17 protein-coding genes are annotated in these 18,576 nt (G+C 73.4%); 3 read left to right on the forward strand and 14 right to left on the reverse strand.

The genetic code is table 11. The annotated features are described in order from the left end of the window. Together ACVUH9_RS02225 and ACVUH9_RS02230 are read left to right on the forward strand one after the other, a co-directional pair. On the forward strand, nt 1–1,413 hold the full coding sequence (locus tag ACVUH9_RS02225; RefSeq protein WP_475753508.1) for an NAD-dependent malic enzyme: 1,413 nt from the start codon (nt 1–3) through the stop codon (nt 1,411–1,413). Between the two features lie 203 nt (nt 1,414–1,616). Then, on the forward strand, nt 1,617–2,522 hold the full coding sequence (locus tag ACVUH9_RS02230) for a TIGR01777 family oxidoreductase (RefSeq protein WP_475753510.1): 906 nt from the start codon (nt 1,617–1,619) through the stop codon (nt 2,520–2,522). A gap of 111 nt (nt 2,523–2,633) precedes the next feature. On the opposite strand, the gene ACVUH9_RS02235 is transcribed toward ACVUH9_RS02230, so the two are convergent. From ACVUH9_RS02235 to hisIE, 11 genes are all read right to left on the reverse strand, one after another. Next, entirely contained in the window at nt 2,634–3,815 is a 1,182-nt protein-coding gene (locus ACVUH9_RS02235) for a hypothetical protein (RefSeq protein ID WP_475753512.1), read from the reverse strand. 5 nt (nt 3,816–3,820) lie between these two features. Further along, complete coding sequence (locus ACVUH9_RS02240) at nt 3,821–3,997, reverse strand: hypothetical protein (protein ID WP_475753514.1); 177 nt, start codon at nt 3,995–3,997, stop codon at nt 3,821–3,823. 71 nt (nt 3,998–4,068) lie between these two features. Then, entirely contained in the window at nt 4,069–4,920 is an 852-nt protein-coding gene (trpA, locus tag ACVUH9_RS02245; protein ID WP_475753516.1) for a tryptophan synthase subunit alpha, read from the reverse strand. Next, nucleotides 4,917–6,233: a tryptophan synthase subunit beta gene (gene trpB / locus ACVUH9_RS02250; protein WP_475753518.1), complete on the reverse strand. Its 1,317-nt coding sequence runs from the start codon at nt 6,231–6,233 to the stop codon at nt 4,917–4,919. The genes trpA and trpB overlap by 4 nt, the downstream gene beginning before the upstream one ends. Then, nucleotides 6,230–7,213, reverse strand: a complete 984-nt coding sequence (locus ACVUH9_RS02255) for a phosphoribosylanthranilate isomerase (protein WP_475753520.1) — start codon at nt 7,211–7,213, stop codon at nt 6,230–6,232. The genes trpB and ACVUH9_RS02255 overlap by 4 nt, the downstream gene beginning before the upstream one ends. A 175-nt stretch (nt 7,214–7,388) precedes the next feature. Then, nucleotides 7,389–8,630 (reverse strand): S1C family serine protease, encoded by a 1,242-nt coding sequence (locus ACVUH9_RS02260; RefSeq protein ID WP_475753522.1) that lies wholly within the window; start codon nt 8,628–8,630, stop codon nt 7,389–7,391. Nucleotides 8,631–8,773: 143 nt separating this feature from the next. Next, nucleotides 8,774–9,562: an indole-3-glycerol phosphate synthase TrpC gene (trpC, locus tag ACVUH9_RS02265; protein WP_475753524.1), complete on the reverse strand. Its 789-nt coding sequence runs from the start codon at nt 9,560–9,562 to the stop codon at nt 8,774–8,776. Then, entirely contained in the window at nt 9,559–10,614 is a 1,056-nt protein-coding gene (trpD, locus tag ACVUH9_RS02270) for an anthranilate phosphoribosyltransferase (protein ID WP_475753526.1), read from the reverse strand. Before trpD ends, trpC begins: the two co-directional genes overlap by 4 nt. A gap of 193 nt (nt 10,615–10,807) precedes the next feature. Further along, complete coding sequence (locus tag ACVUH9_RS02275; protein WP_475753528.1) at nt 10,808–11,386, reverse strand: anthranilate synthase component II; 579 nt, start codon at nt 11,384–11,386, stop codon at nt 10,808–10,810. Nucleotides 11,387–11,420: 34 nt separating this feature from the next. Beyond that, nucleotides 11,421–12,962: an anthranilate synthase component I gene (gene trpE, locus ACVUH9_RS02280; RefSeq protein WP_475753530.1), complete on the reverse strand. Its 1,542-nt coding sequence runs from the start codon at nt 12,960–12,962 to the stop codon at nt 11,421–11,423. After that, on the reverse strand, nt 12,946–13,602 hold the full coding sequence (gene hisIE / locus ACVUH9_RS02285) for a bifunctional phosphoribosyl-AMP cyclohydrolase/phosphoribosyl-ATP diphosphatase HisIE (protein ID WP_475753984.1): 657 nt from the start codon (nt 13,600–13,602) through the stop codon (nt 12,946–12,948). Before hisIE ends, trpE begins: the two co-directional genes overlap by 17 nt. 77 nt (nt 13,603–13,679) lie before the next feature. Here hisIE and ACVUH9_RS02290 point away from each other — a divergent pair, with 77 nt between their 5' ends. Next, complete coding sequence (locus ACVUH9_RS02290; RefSeq protein WP_475753532.1) at nt 13,680–15,794, forward strand: hypothetical protein; 2,115 nt, start codon at nt 13,680–13,682, stop codon at nt 15,792–15,794. 14 nt (nt 15,795–15,808) lie between these two features. Here the strand turns inward: ACVUH9_RS02290 and era are convergent, their stop codons facing one another. From era to ACVUH9_RS02305, 3 genes are read right to left on the reverse strand one after another with little or no spacing between them, the layout of a single operon-like run. Then, nucleotides 15,809–16,921, reverse strand: coding sequence for a GTPase Era (gene era / locus ACVUH9_RS02295; protein WP_475753534.1), 1,113 nt, complete (start codon nt 16,919–16,921; stop codon nt 15,809–15,811). Further along, nucleotides 16,918–17,442 (reverse strand): rRNA maturation RNase YbeY, encoded by a 525-nt coding sequence (ybeY, locus tag ACVUH9_RS02300; protein ID WP_475753535.1) that lies wholly within the window; start codon nt 17,440–17,442, stop codon nt 16,918–16,920. The genes era and ybeY overlap by 4 nt, the downstream gene beginning before the upstream one ends. Beyond that, nucleotides 17,439–18,503 (reverse strand): PhoH family protein, encoded by a 1,065-nt coding sequence (locus ACVUH9_RS02305; protein ID WP_475753986.1) that lies wholly within the window; start codon nt 18,501–18,503, stop codon nt 17,439–17,441. The genes ybeY and ACVUH9_RS02305 overlap by 4 nt, the downstream gene beginning before the upstream one ends. Nucleotides 18,504–18,576 lie beyond the last annotated feature (73 nt).

The following is an 18,576-nucleotide window of genomic DNA, read 5'->3' on the forward strand; positions in this document are numbered from 1 at the left end:
GTGAACGGCACACCGTCAGCGCAGTACTCGATCGTCATTCGCGTCGAGATCGACCACAAGCCGGGCGCGCTCGGCGAGGTCGCCTCGGCCATCGGCCACGCCGGCGGCGTGATCGGGGACGTAGCGCTGGTATCGGTATCGGGCGACACGCTCGTGCGCGACATCACCGTCTCTGCGGGCAACCAGGACGTGTGGGACACGATCACGACCGCGATCGCGCAGCGGGCCGGGGCCAAGGTCCTCGCCGTCACCGACCGGACCTTCCAGGTCCACGAGGGCGGCAAGATCGAGGTCACCCCCAAGCACCCGCTGAAGACCCGCGACGACCTCGCGATGGCCTACACGCCGGGCGTCGCCCGCGTCTGCGAGGCGATCGCCGAGGACGTCTCGCTCTCGCACGACCTGACGATCCGCAAGAACACCGTCGCGGTCGTCACCGACGGCACGGCCGTGCTCGGGCTCGGGGACATCGGGCCCGAGGCCTCGATGCCGGTGATGGAGGGCAAGGCGGTGCTCTTCAAGGAGTTCGCCGACGTCGACGCCTTCCCGATCGCGCTCAACACCAAGGACCCCGACGAGATCGTCGCGATCTGCAAGGCGATCGCGCCGACCTTCGGCGGGATCAACCTCGAGGACATCTCCGCGCCGCGCTGCTTCGAGATCGAGGACCGACTGAAGGCCGAGCTCGACATCCCCGTCTTCCACGACGACCAGCACGGCACCGCGATCGTCACGCTCGCCGCGCTGATCAACGCCTGCAAGATCACGGGCCGCAAGCTCGAGGACGTGTCGGTGATGGTCACCGGCCTCGGCGCCGCCGGCATCGCGGTCACCAAGATCCTGCTGTCGGCGGGCGTCACCAACGTGATCGGCGCCGACTCGAAGGGCGTCGTCTCGACCAAGCGGCCGGACTACGTCGACGGCTCGATGAACAGCGTCAAGCGCTGGTACGCCGAGATGTCCAACCCCGAGCACCTGACGGGTCACCCCGGCGACCACCTCGCCGGTCGCGACCTCTTCATCGGCCTCTCCGGCGCGCGGATCTTCCCCGCCGAGAAGCTGGCGGCGATGAACAAGGACGCGATGGTCTTCGCGATGGCCAACCCGAACCCGGAGGTCTCCCCCGAGGAGGCCGCCCCGTACGCACGGATCATCGCCACGGGCCGTTCGGACTACCCGAACCAGATCAACAACGTGCTGGCCTTCCCGGGGATCTTCCGCGGCGCCTTCGACGCCCGCGCCAAGCAGATCACCGAGGGCATGAAGATCGCCGCGGCCCACGCGATCGCCGACCTCGTCGCCGACGAGGACCTGCGCGAGGACCACATCATCCCGTCGGTCTTCGACCGCGACGTCGCCCCCGCGGTCGCCGCAGCGGTCGCCGCCGTCGCCCTGGCGGACGCCTCGGCCTAGATGATCGATTCCGCGCCGTCGCGGAATCGATCATCGAGGGCCGCTGCCCGTTCCCCGCCCGCGCCACCGCGGGCGGGGAACGGGCACGGAGACGCAGCACGACCGTCCCCGCTCGCCGGGCCACGGTCCAACCCGCTGATCGGTCGCCCGGGTCGGGGCGTAGGCTGGCCCCAGTCCCGTACCCGAGCAGGAGGAGACCGTCGATGCACGTCACCGTCACCGGAGCGACCGGGTTGGTCGGATCGCGGCTGGTCCAGCGCCTGCAGCAGCGAGGCGACCGCGTCACCGTGCTCTCGCGGAACGCCGAGCACGCCCGCGCGCAGCTCGGCGAGGTCGAGGCCTTCGCCTGGGATCCCGCCTCCGGGCCGCCGCCGGTCGCGGCGCTCGACGGCCGCGACGCCGTCGTCAACCTGGCCGGGTCGCCGGTCTTCCAGCGCTGGACGACGTCGTCGAAGCAGCGGATCGAGGACTCGCGGGTCCACACCACCGCCCACCTCGTCCGGGGACTCGCGTCGACCACCGACCGGCCCTCGACCCTGGTCAGCGGCTCGGCCTCCGGCTACTACGGGGACACCGACGATCGCCCGGTCACCGAGGACCAGGCCCCGGCCGACGACTTCCTCGGCACGCTCTCGCAACGGTGGGAGACGGCGGCCCACGCCGCCGAGAAGCACGGCCTGCGGGTGACGACGATCCGCACCGGGATGGTCCTCGCGGCCGACGGCGGTGCGCTGCCCGTGATGCTGCGACCGTTCCGGTTGGGACTCGGCGGCTGGCTCGGCAACGGCCGCCAGTACGTCCCCTGGATCCACGTCGACGACGAGGTCGGCCTGATGCTCGCCGCGCTCGACGACCCGGCCTACGCCGGACCGATCAACGCCTCCGCCCCGAACCCGGTCACGAACAAGCAGTTCTCGAAGGCGGTCGGCCGCGCGATCCACCGCCCGGTGCTGGCGCCCGCCCCCGCCTTCGCGCTGCGGCTGCTGCTCGGCGAGCGGGCCGCGGTCGTCCTCGACAGCTCACGGATGCTCCCGGCCCGCGCCGAGCAGCTCGGCTACGGGTTCGCCCATCCCGAGCTGGACGGCGCGCTCACCGACCTGCTCGGCTGAGCGCCCGCTGCGGTCCCGACCCGTGGGCCGGAGCCCGCGCCCGAGCGACCACCGCCGACGTGCCGGCTGCGTGGTCGGACGACGACGGCCCCTCGGCCGCGTCGGGTGGCCTCAGCGGCCGTCGAGCGCCCGGACGGCGCGCCAGCCGTAGGCCTGGGGCCGCGCGAGGCTGACCGAGGTGTTGGTGACCGAGCCGTTGGGACGCTGACGGCCGACGCCGGGCGGCCCGGGGACCGGGGCCGCGACCAGCGCCTTGGAGACCGCATCGCGGCGACTGCCGGCCGCTCCGGCGTCCGCCACCGCCCGCACCTGGAGCTTGATCGCGCGCCAGCCGGGGATCGCTCCGATCGGTGCCGGGGTGCCGTAGACCTTGCGGTAGAGGGCGTCGATCCGACGCCCCTCGGCGGACGCGCCCGGAACCGGGTCGTCCACGATCGCCTCGGCGCGGAGGCCGTGGGCCAGGGCCAGGTCGGCCGCGGCCTGGGAGGCGGCGCCGCGGGTCAGCAGCAGCGTCTTGCCCTTCAGGCGGTCGACGACCGGACCCAGCAGCGTGACCGGGTCGCCGCCGGACGGATTGCCCTCGATCACGACGCAGTCGGTTCCGTCGCCCAGCGCGCGAGCGAAGTCCTGCTGGAGCTTGGTGCTGTCGTAGCTCGCGGCACGCAGCGTCTTCGCCGGGCGTAGGCCGGTGCTGTCGTGCGGCGCCCCGACACCCGCGTCGGGCACGTCGACCAGCACGGTCCGGCGGCAGCCGGCGGCGCGGGCGCGGCCGGCCAGGGCCCCGGCGATCGCCGAGTCCGGTGCGGCCAGGTCGACCGACATCCGCCGCCCGCGCGGGGCGAGATCGGCCGCCGAGGCGTCGATCTGGTCGCCGCTGGCGGAGACGTAGCCGGCCCCGGTCTGGTTGGCCAGCAGCAGCAGCTCGCGCGAGCTGGTCGGATCGAGCCCGCCGATCACGCCGATCGTGCCGAGATCGCGGAGGGCGGTGCCCGCCTCACGTGCTGCGCCCTTGGCGCTGACGCCGTCCCCGTCGTCGTCGGTGACGTCACGCTCGGTCAGGCGCACGCTGAACGTGCCCGCGCCACCCCCGGAGTCGGCCAGGCCGAGCTCGGCCCCGCGACCGATCGCGATCCCTCGCGGGCCCCACGGGCCACGCAACGGCACGCCGAGGTAGACGGCGACCTTGGTGTCGTACGACTGCTCGCCGGTCGCGTCACCGCCGCAGCCGGCGGCCCCGGCGGCGACCGCGGTCAGCGCGAGGCCACAGGCGACGCGGCGGGCCGCACGCGGCACGAAGGTCAGGAGGCGGAGCCGGGCCCGCCGCGACCGGGCAGGTAGGACAGGACGCGCGTGATCGCCGTGGCAACGAGGACGATGCCAGCGGCGACGAGAGTGGCGTCGATCGACTTCCAGCCCAGCGCCCAGAGCGCCAGCCAGACCAGCACGGCAAAGGTGATCGAGTAGATGAGGCCCATACGGCCTGGAAATCTACCGCGAACGTCGGCGGCCCGCGGTCGCGACACCGCGGGCCGGTCCGGCTGGGGTCCTAACGCCCCAGCCCGGCGGACAGATCGGCCATCACCGCGGCGACCGCGGCGACCGGATCCGGCTCGCCCGCGGCCCGCACCAGGCGGCTGCCGACGATCACGCCGTCGGCTCCGGCTGCGGCCGCCTGGGCCGCGTGCTCGCCGGTCGCGATCCCGAACCCGAGCCCGACCGGGACCGTCGCGTGGGCCTTGGCCCGGGTCACGACCTCGGAGAACTTGTCGGCCAGCGTCGCCCGCTCGCCGGTGGTGCCGGTGACCGAGACCGCGTAGAGGAAGCCGCGGGCCTCGGCCGCGACCTCGGCCGCGCGCGCGTCGGAGGTGGTCGGCGCGATCAGCGGCACGAACGCGACCCCGGCCGCGTCGCAGGCCTCGACGACCTCGGCCGACTCCTCGCCGATCGGGAGGTCGGGGACGATCAGGCCGCTGATCCCGGCGTCGCGCAGGCGACCGACGAAGGTCGCGTAGCCCGGGCGCAGGACGAGGTTGGCGTAGACCATCAGCACGACCGGCACGTCGGCGGCCAGCCGCTCCCCGATCCGCAGCACGTCGTCGACGGTCACGCCGACGTCGAGCGCCGCGGTGCCCGCCGCATGGATCACGTTGCCGTCGGCGAGCGGGTCGCTGTACGGGACGCCCAGCTCGACGAGATCGGCACCGCCGTCGACGTAGGCCTGCGCGAGCCGCAGCGAGGTCTCGACGTTCGGGTAGCCGCCCATCAGGTACGGCATCAGCGCGGTGGGGTGGTCGGGGTTCTCGGCTCGTGCGGCGAACGCCTTGGCGATCCGTGCCTCCCCCACGCCACCGCGCAGCGGGTGCGCGGCGCCGCTCTCCGTCGTCGACTCGGTGCTCATCGGTCCTCCTGCTTGTCCGCGGCGGCGACTCCGGCGCCGGGAGCCGTCTCACGTCCTGCCGTCGGCGACTCGCCGCCCCGCGGGTGCCGCGGGGTCACGGCGAGGGCCTGGTCGCCGTCGAGCCGCTCGAGCTGCTCGAGCGCGTGGGCCAGGTCCTTGTCGCCGCGGCCGGAGAGGCAGACGACCTCGATCTCGATCTCGGGCGCCGGGACATGGAGCACGTGATGGAGCGCGTGGCTGCTCTCCAGCGCGGGGATGATCCCCTCCAGCCGCGAGAGCTCGCGGAAGGCACGGACCGCGTCGTCGTCCTCGACCGCGACGTAGGTCGCCCGGCCGCTGTCCCGCAGCCACGCGTGCTGCGGACCGACGCCGGGATAGTCGAGGCCGGCCGAGACCGAGTGCGCCTCGAGGATCTGGCCGTTCTCGTCCTGCATCACCGGCGACATCGCGCCGTGCAGGATCCCGCCGGGCAGACCGGTGGTCAGGACCGCGCCGTGCTGGCCGCTGTCGAGCCCGTGGCCCCCGGCCTCGACCCCGAGCAGCGCCACCGACGGATCGTCGAGGAAGCCGGCGAAGAGCCCGATCGCGTTGCTGCCGCCGCCGACGCAGGCGACCGCGCGGTCGGGCAGGCGCCCGGCCACGGAGAGGATCTGCTGGCGGGCCTCGTCGCCGATCACCCGCTGGAGGTCGCGAACGAGCGCCGGGTACGGCGCCGGGCCGCCCGCCGTGCCGAGCACGTAGTGGGTGTCGCCGACCTCGGCGACCCACGCGCGGATCGCCTCGGAGGTCGCCTCCTTGAGCGTCCGGCGGCCGGACTCGACCGGGGAGACGGTCGCGCCCAGCAGCCGCATCCGCTGGACGTTGGGCCGCTGGCGGCGCATGTCCTCGGTGCCCATGTAGACGGTGCAGTCGAGGTTGAGCAGGGCCGCGGCGGTCGCGGTCGCGACGCCGTGCTGACCGGCGCCGGTCTCGGCGATCACGCGCTTCTTGCCCATGTAGCGGGCGATCAGGCACTGGCCGAGCGCGTTGTTGATCTTGTGTGCGCCCGAGTGCAGCAGGTCCTCGCGCTTGAGGTAGACCTGGCGCCCGACCTGCTCGCTGATCCGGCGGGCCAGGTAGAGCGGCGTCGGTCGGCCGGAGTAGTCCGCCGACAGCTGCTGGAGCTCCGCCTGGAAGGCCGGGTCGGTGCGCAGGAACGTCCACGCCGCCTCGAGCTCATCGAGGGCGGGGATCAGCGTCTCGGGCACGTAGCGGCCGCCGTAGGGGCCGTAGCGGTGCTCGAGGCCGACCTCGGGAGAGGGCGTGGGCGTCATGGGCGGTTGGAGGGTGTCGGGGTGGAGTCGGACGAGGAGGACGGGGGGTCGGCGTCGGGCGTCGACCCGTCGGCGGCCGGCCCGTCCGGGGCCGGAGCGGCGTCCGGCGCGGGCGTCGGGACGACCGGGTTGCTGTCGACGTAGCGCTCGGCCTTGTGGGCGTTCTTGATGAACGCCGAGACCAGCTTCGGGTCCTTGATCCCCGGGGAGGCCTCGGTTCCGCTGGCCACGTCGACGGCCCACGGGCGGGTCGCGAGGATCGCGTCGGCGACGTTGTCGGGGTCGAGGCCGCCGGACAGGATCAGCGGCGGCGGACGGTCGCCCGGGGCCGAGCGCTTGACCCGCGCCAGCGACCAGTCGAAGGTCGCCCCGGTCCCACCGGGGGTGCCCTCGACGAAGGTGTCGAGCAGGTGGAAGTCGGTGTGGTACGGACGCAGCGCGATCACGTCCGGGGCCGTCCGGACCCGGGCCGCCTTGATCACCTTCGCGCCGGTCCGCCGGCTGACCTCGGCGCAGTAGGACGGGCCCTCGTCGCCGTGCAGCTGGACCATCGTCAGCCCGCAGGCGTCGACCGTCCGATCGATCTCGTCGAGGGTCGCGTTGACGAACACGCCGCAGATCTCGACCCGGCGCTTGAGCGTCGCGCCGATCGCCTGGGCCTGCTCGTAGCGGCAACGACGCTTGCTGCCGCGCCAGAAGATCAGGCCGATCGCCCAGGCACCCTCGTCGGCGGCCTGCTCGGCGTCCTGCAGCTTGGTGATCCCGCAGATCTTGACCCGGGTGCGCGGGGCCGGCGCGGGCGCGGTGGGCACCCGGATCGGGCGGCCCTGGGCGACCGGACGGGGCCGATCCGGCGGCGTGACCGCGGCCGGCGGCGTCTCCTCGGAGGGTGCTCCCGCGGGCTCGTCGGCGGCCGCCGTGACGGGCGCCGTGACCAGCTCGTCGGCGGTCAGATCGGGGCTGGCCTGCTGGTCGTCCACGTCCTCCATCCTAGGCCCCGTCGCCGAAGGACGCAGGGCGGGCCGGGGTCCGGGTCCGCTCGCCGGTCCGGCGCGGTCCCGGGACCGCGGTCGGTGCCCGCGGTCGCGCGGGGCCGTCTCCCGTGCACCGGGGCGCGGGCGACCTCCCGTCGCCCGGCCTCGGTGCGACGCCGACCTACGGCGCCTGGAAGGGGTCGCTCTGCTGCTGGTCGCTCTGGCCGTCGGCCGCCTGGGCGCTGTCCGGGCGGTTGCCGAGCGTGACCTCGAGGGTCTTGCGGTCCTTGCCGCGGAGCACCTCGACCTTGATCTTGTCGCCGGCCTTGTGCTTGGCGATCTGGGCGCTGACGTCGGCGGCGCTGGTGACGGCCTGCCCGTCGACCTTGGTGATCAGGTCGCCACCGATCCGGATCGGCCCGTCCGCCGAGTTGAGCGTGACCCGCCCGCCGACGATCCCGGCCTTCTCGGCCGGCGAACCGGGCGTGACCGTCTGGACCCAGGCGCCCTCCTCGCTCGGCGCCTTCAGCTCAGCCGGCAGCTGCCCCGCCTCGGGGACGTCGATCGAGGAGACCCCGAGGTAGGCGAAGCTGGCCCGGCCGTTCTTCTTCAGGTCGGGGAGGATCTGCTTGACGGTGTCGATCGGGACGGCGAAGCCGATCCCGACGCTGCCCGTCGAGCCGCTGCCGGAGGTCGCGATCTGGCTGTTGATGCCGACGACCCGCCCGGCCCCGTCGAGCAGCGGCCCGCCGGAGTTGCCGGGGTTGATCGACGCGTCGGTCTGGATCACGTTGTCGATCGTCCAGCCGTTGGGGGCCGTCAGCTTGCGCTGCTTGGCCGAGACCACGCCGGTCGTGAGCGTGCGGTCGAGCCCGTACGGGTTGCCGATCGCCAGGACCGGGTCGCCGACCTGGAGGTCCTTCGCGGACCCCAGCTCGAGCGGCCGCAGGTTCAGGTCCTTCGGATCGACCTTGAGGACCGCCACGTCGGTGTTCTTGTCCTGGCCGACGATCTTGGCGTCGGCCGTCTTGTTGTTGCTGAACGAGACGCGGACCTTGGTCGCGCCGTCGACGACGTGCTCGTTGGTGAGGATCGTGCCGTCGTCGTCGATCACGAAGCCGGAGCCCGTCGACTCACCCTGCTGCTGCTGGGGCATCCCGAACGGGCTGGCGGAGGAGTTGGACTGGTTGACCTGGGCCTGCACCAGGACCACGCCCGGCGCGTCGCGTTCGTAGATCTCGCGGGCGGTCGGTGCGTTCGTCGTCCCCTGCTCGGTGGCGGCGGTCGCCAGCGGCGCCTGGCGAAGGACGGTGGTCGTCGTGCCACCGCCTCCTCCGACGCCGAGGGCCCCGACCCCGAGGGCCAGTCCGGCACCCAGGACGGCCGACACTCCAACGACCGCGGGCGTAGCGAGCTTGCTCATTCGGCGAGTATGCAGGCCCACCCCTAAGGGCAGGTCAAGCACCGGTACGAGCCTCTTCAGGCTTCAGCCGACGGTCGCCGCGGTCGCGCTGTCCGCGCGACCGCGCCGGTCCCCCACGGGCCGCCGGCTACCGCCGCGGCGGCCTAGACGCCGCCGGTCAGCTCCCGGCAGGCGCTCTCGATGTCCGGCTGGCGCATCAGGTGCGAGCCGACGAGCACGGCGTCGACGCCGACCCGCTCGAACTCCTCCAGCTGGGCGCGCTGCGAGATCCCCGACTCGGAGACCACGATCTTGCCGGCCGGGACCTGGCTCAGCAGCTCGAAGGTCGTGTCGAGGTCGATCGAGAGGTCGCGCAGGTTGCGGTTGTTGATCCCGATCACGTCGGCGTCGACGACCTCGAGCGCGCGCTCCAGCTCGTCCTCGTCGTGGACCTCGACCAGCACGTCGAGGTCGAGCTCGTGGGCGTCGCGGTAGAGCCGTGCCAACTCGTCGTCCTCGAGTACGGCCACGATCAACAGCATCGCGTCGGCCCCCGAGACGGCGGTCTCGACCACCTGGTACGGGTGGACGATGAAGTCCTTGCGCAGGATCGGCAGCGCGCTCGCGGCGCGGGCCGCAGCGAGATCGCCGAGGTCGCCACCGAAGAACGGGCCGTCCGTCAGCACGCTCAGGGCGGTCGCCCCCGCGCGCTCGTAGGCGCTGACCACGTCGGCCACTTCCGCCCCCTCGCGCAGCAGGGCCGGCGTCGCCGGCCCCCGGCGCTTGTGCTCGGCGATCACCGAGACGCCGGGCCGCGAGGCCAGGGCCTCGGCGAACGGTCGATCCTGCCCGCGTGCAGGCAGGCGCGCCCGCAGCTGATCCTCCGGGAGATCCCGGCGGCGGCGGCGCACCTCCTCGCGGGTGCGGTCGACGATGTCGTCGAGGACGCTCATGCCGGTGTCGCCCCGGCCAGCTCGTTGGTGCGCATCACGAATCGGTCCAGCACGTCGCTCGCGGCACCGGAGGCGATCGCCTCACGGGCGCGTTCGACCCCCTCGGCCAGCGTCTCGGCGGCGCCGCCGACGAGGATCCCGGCGCCCGCGTTGGCCACCACCAGCTCGAGCGCGGCGCGGGCGCGCTCGCTGCTCTCGTCGCCGGCGAGCACCCCACGGGTGACCGCGGCGTTGTCGGCCGGGCTCGAGCCCGTGACGGCGTCGAGCGGGTAGGAGCGGACGCCCAGCTCCTCGGGCGTGACCTTGTAGGAGCGGACGCCGTCGGCGGTCACGTCGTAGACCGTCGTCGGTGCGGCGATCGAGATCTCGTCGAGGCCGTCGTCGCTGCGGACCAGCAGCGCGCGCTCGGTGCCGAGCCGGTGGACCGCGTCGGCCATCCGGTCGATCACGTCGGGGTAGCCGACCCCGATCACCTGGCGCGGGGCACCGGCGGGGCTGGTCAGCGGCCCGAGGATGTTGAAGACCGTCCGCACGGCCAGCTCCTTGCGGACCGGGATCACGAAGCGGGTCGCGGCGTGGTGACGCGGGGCGAACAGGAACCCGAAGCCGAGCTCGTCGATCACCGTCCCGACCGACTCCGGCCGCAACTCGATCGCGGCGCCAAGCGCCTCCAGCAGATCGGCGGCGCCGGACTTCGAGGTCGCCGAGCGGTTGCCGTGCTTGGCGATCGCGCAGCCCGCGCCCGCGATCACGAAGGCGGCGGTCGTCGAGACGTTGAACGTCAGCGCTCCGCCCCCGGTCCCGACGATGTCGACGAGCCCCTCGCGGGCGGTCGTGACCTTCGTCGCGTGGGAGCGCATCGCCGCGGCCAGACCGGCGATCTCGTCGGCGGTCTCGCCCTTCGTGCGGAGCGCGATCAGGAAGCCAGCGATCTCGACGTGCGAGGCGTTGCCGGCCATGATCTCGTCGAGGACCCGTTGGGCTTCCTCGAGATCGAGGTCGCCTCCGGACGCGACCCGTTCGATCGCGGGCGTGAGCACCGGGTGCGGCATACAGTCGGACTAGGTTAGAGGATCGCCCGATAGCCCGTGAGCGCGCCTCGCGGCGCCCAGGTCCGCCGGCCGGGCCGACGCGTAGACCAGTACTGCGTCGGCCCGGCCGACGGCCCTGGGCATCCACGATCCATCACTCACGGGCTATCGGGCAGCGCTTTGCTGGAGGAGCTGGTCGAGCATCGCTCCCGACCTATCGGGCAACGCCCTGCTGGAGGAACCGGTCGAGCATCGCCATCCCCTTCGGCGTCAGGACCGACTCGGGGTGGAACTGGACGCCCTCGGCGGGCAGCTCGCGGTGGCGGATCCCCTGGATCACGCCGCCGCCCCGGGCGGTCACCGCGAAGCAGTCGGGCAGACTCGCCTCGTCGACCACCAGCGAGTGGTAGCGGCCGACCAGGACCTCGTCCTCGAGCCCGCGGTAGATCGAGCGACCGTCGTGGGTGATGTCGCAGGTCTTGCCGTGGACCGGCTCGTGGCGGACGACCTTCGCCCCGAACGCCTGCCCGAGCGCCTGGTGGCCGAGGCAGACCCCGAGCAGCGGGATCCCGGCCTCCGGGAAGCGACGGACCGCCTCCAGCGAGATCCCGGCGTCGTCCGGGGTGCAGGGCCCCGGCGAGACCACGACCCGGTCGGGACGGGTTGCCAGCAGCTCGTCGACGGTCGCGTGGTCGTGGCGGACGACCTCGACCGTCGCCCCCAGCTCGCCCAGCTCCTGGACGAGGTTGTAGGTGAACGAGTCGTAGTTGTCGATGACGAGGACGGCGGTCATGCGCGGGCTCCGGTGGCGGCGGGACGGTCAGTGCTCATGCCCACTCCTGCTGCTCGAGCGCGACCTCGACCGCGCGTCGAATCGCGCGCGACTTGTTGACCGACTCCTCGTACTCGTACGCCGGCAGGGCGTCGGCGACGGTCCCACCGCCGGCCTGCACGTGGGCCTTGCCGTCCTTGAAGACGGCGGTCCGGATGTGGATGCAGCTGTCGAGGTCACCGGACCACGACAGGTAGCCGACCGCGCCGCCGTAGCCGCCGCGCTTGACCGGCTCCAGCTCGTCGATGATCTGCATCGCGCGGACCTTCGGGGCCCCGGAGAGCGTGCCTGCCGGCAGCACCGAGCGCAGCGCGTCGGTCGCCGCGACCTCGGGCCGCAGCGTGCCGGAGACGGCACTGACGATGTGGAGCACGTGGGAGTACGTCTCCACCACCATCAGCTCGTCGACGCTGACGGTCCCGTACTCGCAGACCCGACCGAGGTCGTTGCGCGAGAGGTCGACGAGCATCACGTGCTCGGCCCGCTCCTTCTCGTCGGCCAGCATCGACTCGGCCAGCTCGGCGTCCTCGGCCGGGCTCGCGCCGCGCGGGCGGGTCCCGGCGATCGGGCGCATCGAGATCTGGTCGCCGCGGACGGTGACCAGCGGCTCGGGGCTGGCGCCCACGACCTGCCAGTCGCCGAAGTCCAGGTAGTACATGTACGGCGACGGGTTGACGACCCGCAGCCCGCGGTAGACGCTGAACGGATCGACGTCGAGCTCGGCGGTCCACCGCTGCGACGGCACGACCTGGAAGGCGTCGCCGGCCCGCACGTACTCGATGATCCGGGCGACCGTCGCCTCGAACTCGGCGCGGGTGTGGTTCGACTGCCACTCCGCCGGCGGACGCTCACCGGCCTCGGCGGAGCGGCCGGGCGGCAGCGGCGCCTGGAGCGCCTCGCGCAGCTCGACGATCCGCAGGACCGCCTCGGCGTAGCCGGCCTCGAGCGCCTCCGGGTCGGGCACGACCTCGGCCCCGGCCCCGAGCGGGCGCGCGTGGACCGGGCTCAGCAGCGTGACCGTGTGCTGGAGGTGGTCGAAGACGACCATCGCGTCGGTCACCTGAAGCGCGAGCTCCGGCGTCCCGAGCACGTCCGGGTTCGGCTCGGCCAGCGGCTCGACGGTTCGCACCAGGTCGTAGGCGAAGACCCCGACGGCGCCGCCGACGAACGGCGGCAGGTCGCCGACCTGGGCGACCCGCTGCCGGCCGATCGCGTCGCGCGCGATCGCGTACGGGTCGCCGGCGTCCCCGAGCCGCCAGACGATCGTCCGGCGCGGACGGACCCCGAGGAACGAGTAGCGCCCGACCCGGCCCTGGTCGGCGCTCTCGAGCAGGAACGAGGACTCGCCCGGGTGCGCGGCCCGCAGCTTGAGGTAGGCCGAGACCGGCGTCTCGCAGTCGTCGAGCGTGCGGGCGGTGACCGGCACCACGTCGTGGTCGGCCGCGAGCGCCCGGACCTCGTCGAGGGTCGGCGTGATCCGCAGGCCGAGGGCAGCCGCCCGCGCGACTGCGGTGGCTGGATCAGCGGCGGCGGGCACGGAGCACCTCGAGCACGTCGAAGACGGTCCTGTCGCGGCCCCGGAGCAGGGCGAGCAGGTGGTAGAGGACATCGGCGGCCTCGTTGTCGACCCGGTCGTCGGTCTCCTCGCGGGCGGCGCGGAAGACCTCCTCCGCCTCCTCCTCGACCTTGGCCCCGGCGAACGCGCGGTCGTTCAGCAGCTGCGCGGTGTAGGAGCCCTCGGGCGCGTCGGCGCGGCGGGCGGCCAGCACCCGGTCGAGGTCGGGCAGGACCTCGTGCGGCGCCAGCTGGGCGGCGAAGCCGGCCACCTCGTCGGCGACCCACTCGTCGGCCGCCGGCCCCTCCGGCGCGCCGGGCGCGTGGAAGCAGCTGCGGGCGCCGGTGTGGCAGGCGGGACCGGCCGGCTCGACCAGCGCCAGCACGGCGTCCTGGTCGCAGTCGATCCGCAGCGCACGGACCCGCTGGACGTTGCCCGAGGTCGCCCCCTTGTGCCACAACTCGTCGCGGGAGCGCGACCACAGATGCAGCTCGCCGGTCTCTCGGGTCCGTCGCAGCGCCTCGTCGTTGGCGTAGGCCAGGGTCAGCACCTCGCCGGTGCTCCAGTCCTGGATCACGACCGGCACGAGGCCGGCGTCGTCGAAGCGCACGGTGTCAGTCAGGTCCGGCAGCGTGTGCACGGGGGCGATTCTGACAGTGGCGACGCGCGGAGGGCGATCCGCCACCTAGCATGAGTGAAATGGTCGCCCCGAACGCTTGGCGGCGGGCGGCCGTCCTGGCGCTCGCCGCGCTGCTCCTGACCGGCTGCGGCACCAGCTCGGACGCGGACCGAACCCCGGCCGTGACCATCTCGTCGGCACCAGAGGACGGCGATCCGACCGGCGATCCCGACGCCGTCCCCCGCGACCCCCGCTTCGAGGCCGCCGGACGCTCCGGCGATCGCGTGCTCGCCCGGACCCCGGCCGACAGCGCCTGGGCGGTGCCGGACGCCGTCCAGCGGCCGCTCGAGCGGCTCTGGAACGCCCGCCGCGGCGCCTACGTCTCCTCCGGGGGCGAGATCAGCACCCGCCTGAACGCCGAGATGCTGCGGATCCACGCGGCAGCGGCCCGCGCCGGCCACCGCGGCCCGTCCCGCCACGACGACCGGATCCCCCGGCTCGTCGCCTACCTGACGGGCCCGGCCTACCTCGCGACCGGCAAGGGCGAGCGGTTCGGCGGGTCGCGCCACAACTCGATCCACATCCCCGGCTGGCGGCAGTCGTCGTCGCCGATCGTCAACCAGCACCCGAGCATCGACGCGACCGTCGCCCGTGGCCTGCGGACGGCCTGGCTCGTCGGCGGCAAGGTCGGCCTCGACGCGAAGCTGAGCGACGCGATCGAGCGGACCGTCGTCGCCGTCGCCACCTCGCCGGCGTTCCGCGCGCCCAGCCGGCTGCTGAACCAGATCAACTGGAACGCCGACCTCTACGCCGCCGCGGCGACGGTCAGCGAGGACCCGAAGCTGCTGCGCGAGGACTATCGCGAGCAGCTGGTCTGGTTCGCCGAGCACGCCCAGAAGCCGGTCGGCCCCGGCCTGCTGCCCAACCTGACCGCTGCCGGTGGCTTCCACTACCGCCCCGACGGCGCGCCCGGAGCAACCGTCAACCGCAGCGACACCGTCGAGTACGGGAACGCCGTGCTCGGGGCGCTGCGCTACTACGACGAGGCCCGCCGGGCCGGGATGCAGGCGCTCGACCCCGACGACGCGCTCGCGATGCGGGTCTGGGCGACGCACACGATCGACGCCGGCTGGACCCCCTCGGGCTACCTCAACTGGGAGACCGGCAAGGGCGCCAGCCGTCTGCACCTCCGGCAGTACTGGGCGCTCGCCCTCGACGGGGCGACGATGGCGCTGCGCGGCGCGAGCCAGCTGACCGGCCGGCCCGCCGCCGACGGCGACCGGGTCCTCGCCCGCGGCAACCGCCTCTTCCGGCGCTGGAGCGGCGAGGCCGGGACCATCCTGCTGCCGGCGACCGCGTTCGGCTTCCCGTCGCGCTTCATCAGCGTCCGCAACAACCGGGTGACGACCAGCGTGCGGCTGGCGGCGACGCTCGCCGAGTGGTCGGCCGGCTGCGGTTGCGCCGGTACGCTGCCCGCCCCCGCCGGCGAGACCGCTCCACTGCGGGTCGCGCTCGACCCCGAGCTGCGCCGGCTCGCGGTCAGCGGCCCGCGCTACGCGACGGCGATCTCGCCGACCGCGATGCCGAACGGCGGCGGGCTCGAGCCGGCCTGGATCCTCGACGCCAACGGCACGATGCTCAGCGCGCTGGGGGGCGGCGGCGACGGCTCGCTCGGCCTCCGGCTCGACGTTCCCGGTCGCACCCGTCGCACGTTGCTCGACACCCAGCCGGGCCTCGGCGGCTCGGCACGGATGGCGCTGGAGCCGCTCGCCGACCAGCCCGACAGCTTCACCGGACGGATCGTGGCCGGCCGCAGCGTCGTCCGGATCAGCCACCGCTTCAGCGCCGACGCGATCCGCACCAGCTACGTGATCGACCCGCGCCGGACGGTCGACGTCTCGCTGCGGATCCCGAGCACCGGACGTCAGGGCTCCGTCCGCTGCACCCCCGGCGACCGCGAGTCGGCAGCCGCGCGGATGCCGGGTTGCACGGTCGGCCAGGAGTACCTGGTGCGCTCGGCCGGCGGCGGCGCGATGCGGGTCCGGATCGACGGGCTGCCGGCTGGCGCCCGCGTCCGCCTGACCCGTCCGAAGGCCCGCTCGACCGCCCCGCGGCCCGGATCCGAGGCGACGATCCGCTTCCGGACCGCGCGCCGGATCGAGCTGACCCGGGTCCTGCGACCCGCCGCCCGCTGAGGGCGGCGGCCGGCTCAGTCGATCTCGAGCCGGTCCAGCATCGTGTCGTCGCTGCGCCAGTTGCGCCGGACCTTGACCTGGAGATCGAGGTGGACCTTGGTCCCCAGCTCGCGCTCCAGCTCCTTGCGGGCGGCGGTCCCGATCGTCCGGACCATCTTGCCGCCGGCCCCGATCAGGATCCCCTTCTGCGAGGCCGACTCGACCCAGGCGTTGGCCACGATCACGTGGAGGTCCTTGCCGGGGCGCTCGATCTCCTCGATCGCGACCTCGACGGCGTGCGGGACCTCCTGGAAGGTCCGGCGGAGGATCTGCTCGCGGATCAGCTCGGCCAGCAGCACGTGCCGCGGCTGGTCGCTGCTCTCGTCGTCCGGGAAGTAGAACGGGCCGCGGGGCAGCAGGCCGACCAGGTGCTCGAGCAGCGCCGGCACGCCGGCGCCGGTGCGGGCCGAGATCGGGAACACGTCCTCGCCGATCTCCAGCTCCGCGGCGGCGACGAGCACGCTCAGCGTCTCGGCCCGGTTGAGCTTGTCGATCTTGTTGACCGCGATCACCGTCGGCGCGCGGACCTGGCGCAGCTGGCTGGCGATGTAGCGGTCCCCCGGTCCGACGCCCTCCTGGCCGTTGAGGACCATCAGGGTGACATCGGCCTCACGGATCTCGGAATCGACCCGCCGCTGCATCCGGCCGGTCAGCGAGTCCTTCGGCCGCTGCACGCCGGGCAGATCGACGAGCACGATCTGCGCGTCGGAACGGGTCAGCACGCCGCGGATCGCCCGTCGGGTCGTCTGCGGCTTGTCGGACGTGATCGCGACCTTCGCCCCGACCAGCGCGTTGGTCAGCGTCGACTTGCCGGCGTTCGGCCGGCCGGCGAAGGCGACGAAGCCCGACCGCTTGGCCTCGGGGTCGAGGTCCGGATCGGTCAACGGCGGCACGCTCGGGTCGTAGACCGGGACGGGCAGCTCGACGCCGTCGTTGGGGCCGTAGACCTCGACCTGCGGGCCGTCGTCCTCGTCCACGTCGGAGTCGTGATCGGCGTCGTGATCGACCGGGGCGGTCGCCTCGTCGGGCTGCCTCGCCTCGTCCGCGGGCCGCTCGTCGGGACCGTCGATGCCGTCGATGGAGGTCATCCCTCGGCCCCCGCGGCCGGCTCGCCGGACGGGTGGGAAGGCTCTCCCGGCAGCCATCGGAGGATCTGTGCCTGCACGGCGAGCATCTCGCCGGCGTCTGTCTCGTGATCGAATCCCACGAGATGGAGGATGCCGTGCACGACGGCCTCGCGCAGGCTGACCGTGTGCTCGGGGCAGATCACGACGTCGCCGATCTCCCGCGGGCCGGCCACCGGACCGGCTCCGTCGATCGGAAACGAGAGCACGTCGGTCGGCTTGTCCTTGCCCCGGTGCTCGAGGTTGAGGGCGTGGATCGCCTCGGCGTCGACGATCGTGATCGCGACGTGCCCGTCGCTCACGCCGGCCGCCGCCGCGGCGGTCGCGACCAGCTGGCTGAGGTCGTCGCCGAGCGGGAGACCGGGCGGCGCGGGGCCGTCGAGCTCCAGCTCGATCTCGAGCTCCGGGCCGGCCTCGACGGGCTGCGAGAGCTCCGGGGCCGCCTCGTGGAGGTCGGGGTCGGGCCCGGGGTCCTGCTCGCTCACGCGGGACGTCGCCCGGCGCGCCGCTCGGCCGGGCGCAGCTCAGGGGCCTGCAGCTCGGCGTGGCCCTCGTAGGCCTCGACGATCCGCTGGACGAGGCTGTTGCGCACGACGTCCGCCCGCTGGAAGCGGACGAACTCGACGTCGTCGACCTCCTCCTCCAGCACGTCGGCGACGGCGACCAGGCCCGACCGCTGCTCGCGCGGTAGGTCGACCTGGGTGATGTCGCCCGTGACGACCATCTTCGACCGGTAGCCCAGCCGCGTGAGGAACATCTTCATCTGCTCGGGCGTGGTGTTCTGCGCCTCGTCGAGGATGATGAAGGCGTCGTTGAGGGTCCGCCCGCGCATGAAGGCGAGCGGTGCGACCTCGATCACGCCCTTCTCCATGTACCCGGCCACGCGCTCCGGATCGAGCATGTCGTGAAGCGCGTCGAAGAGCGGCCGCAGGTACGGGTCGATCTTCTGCATGAGGTCGCCGGGCAGGAAGCCGAGCTGCTCCCCCGCCTCGACCGCCGGGCGGGTCAGGATGATCCGCTTGACGTCGCGCCGGGTGAGCGCCGCCACCGCGGCGGCGACCGCGAGGAAGGTCTTGCCGGTGCCGGCCGGGCCGATCCCGAAGGTGACGGTGTTCTGGCGGATCGCGTCGACGTAGCGCTTCTGGAGCGCGGTCTTCGGCGCCACCCGCACGTTGCGCGAGGGGTTCTGCCAGACGATGTCGGTCAGGACCTCTGCCGGTCTCTCGGACGCGTCCAGGGCCGAGCCGACCCCGGGGATCGTCCCGGGCTCCAGCCGGTGGCCGCCCTCGGCCAGCGTGATCAGCTCGCGGACGACGGTCGCTGCAGACTGGACCGCCTCCGCCTCGCCGTCGAGCGTCAGCAGGTTGCCGCGCAGGAAGACGTCGCAGTCGACGTGCTCCTCCAGCGCGCGCAGGCCGGCGTCGCCGCCGTCGCTGAGCTGAACGGCGACCTCATACGGCACTTCGAGCCGTCGCCTCAGTGGAATCCCCTTGAGTTCGTAGCGTCGCGAGTCGCCGCACCGAGCCGATCGGTGAAGCGGGGCCATCCTGCGCCGGTCGCGATGCAGATCATCCACCACCGATCATACGCGCGCCCCGGACGGACGCGATGCGCCCACC

This window comes from Patulibacter ginsengiterrae, assembly GCF_056269115.1.

Bases quoted from the DNA above. Each gene is read 5' to 3' on its own strand.
- ACVUH9_RS02230 (WP_475753510.1), top strand. From the start codon at position 1,617: ATGCACGTCACCGTCACCGGAGCGACCGGGTTGGTCGGATCGCGGCTG.
- ACVUH9_RS02240 (WP_475753514.1), bottom strand. From the start codon at position 3,997: ATGGGCCTCATCTACTCGATCACCTTTGCCGTGCTGGTCTGGCTGGCG.
- trpA (WP_475753516.1), bottom strand. From the start codon at position 4,920: ATGAGCACCGAGTCGACGACGGAGAGCGGCGCCGCGCACCCGCTGCGC.
- trpB (WP_475753518.1), bottom strand. From the start codon at position 6,233: ATGACGCCCACGCCCTCTCCCGAGGTCGGCCTCGAGCACCGCTACGGC.
- ACVUH9_RS02260 (WP_475753522.1), bottom strand. From the start codon at position 8,630: ATGAGCAAGCTCGCTACGCCCGCGGTCGTTGGAGTGTCGGCCGTCCTG.
- trpC (WP_475753524.1), bottom strand. From the start codon at position 9,562: ATGAGCGTCCTCGACGACATCGTCGACCGCACCCGCGAGGAGGTGCGC.
- trpD (WP_475753526.1), bottom strand. From the start codon at position 10,614: ATGCCGCACCCGGTGCTCACGCCCGCGATCGAACGGGTCGCGTCCGGA.
- ACVUH9_RS02275 (WP_475753528.1), bottom strand. From the start codon at position 11,386: ATGACCGCCGTCCTCGTCATCGACAACTACGACTCGTTCACCTACAAC.
- ACVUH9_RS02290 (WP_475753532.1), top strand. From the start codon at position 13,680: ATGGTCGCCCCGAACGCTTGGCGGCGGGCGGCCGTCCTGGCGCTCGCC.
- era (WP_475753534.1), bottom strand. From the start codon at position 16,921: ATGACCTCCATCGACGGCATCGACGGTCCCGACGAGCGGCCCGCGGAC.
- ACVUH9_RS02305 (WP_475753986.1), bottom strand. From the start codon at position 18,503: ATGGCCCCGCTTCACCGATCGGCTCGGTGCGGCGACTCGCGACGCTAC.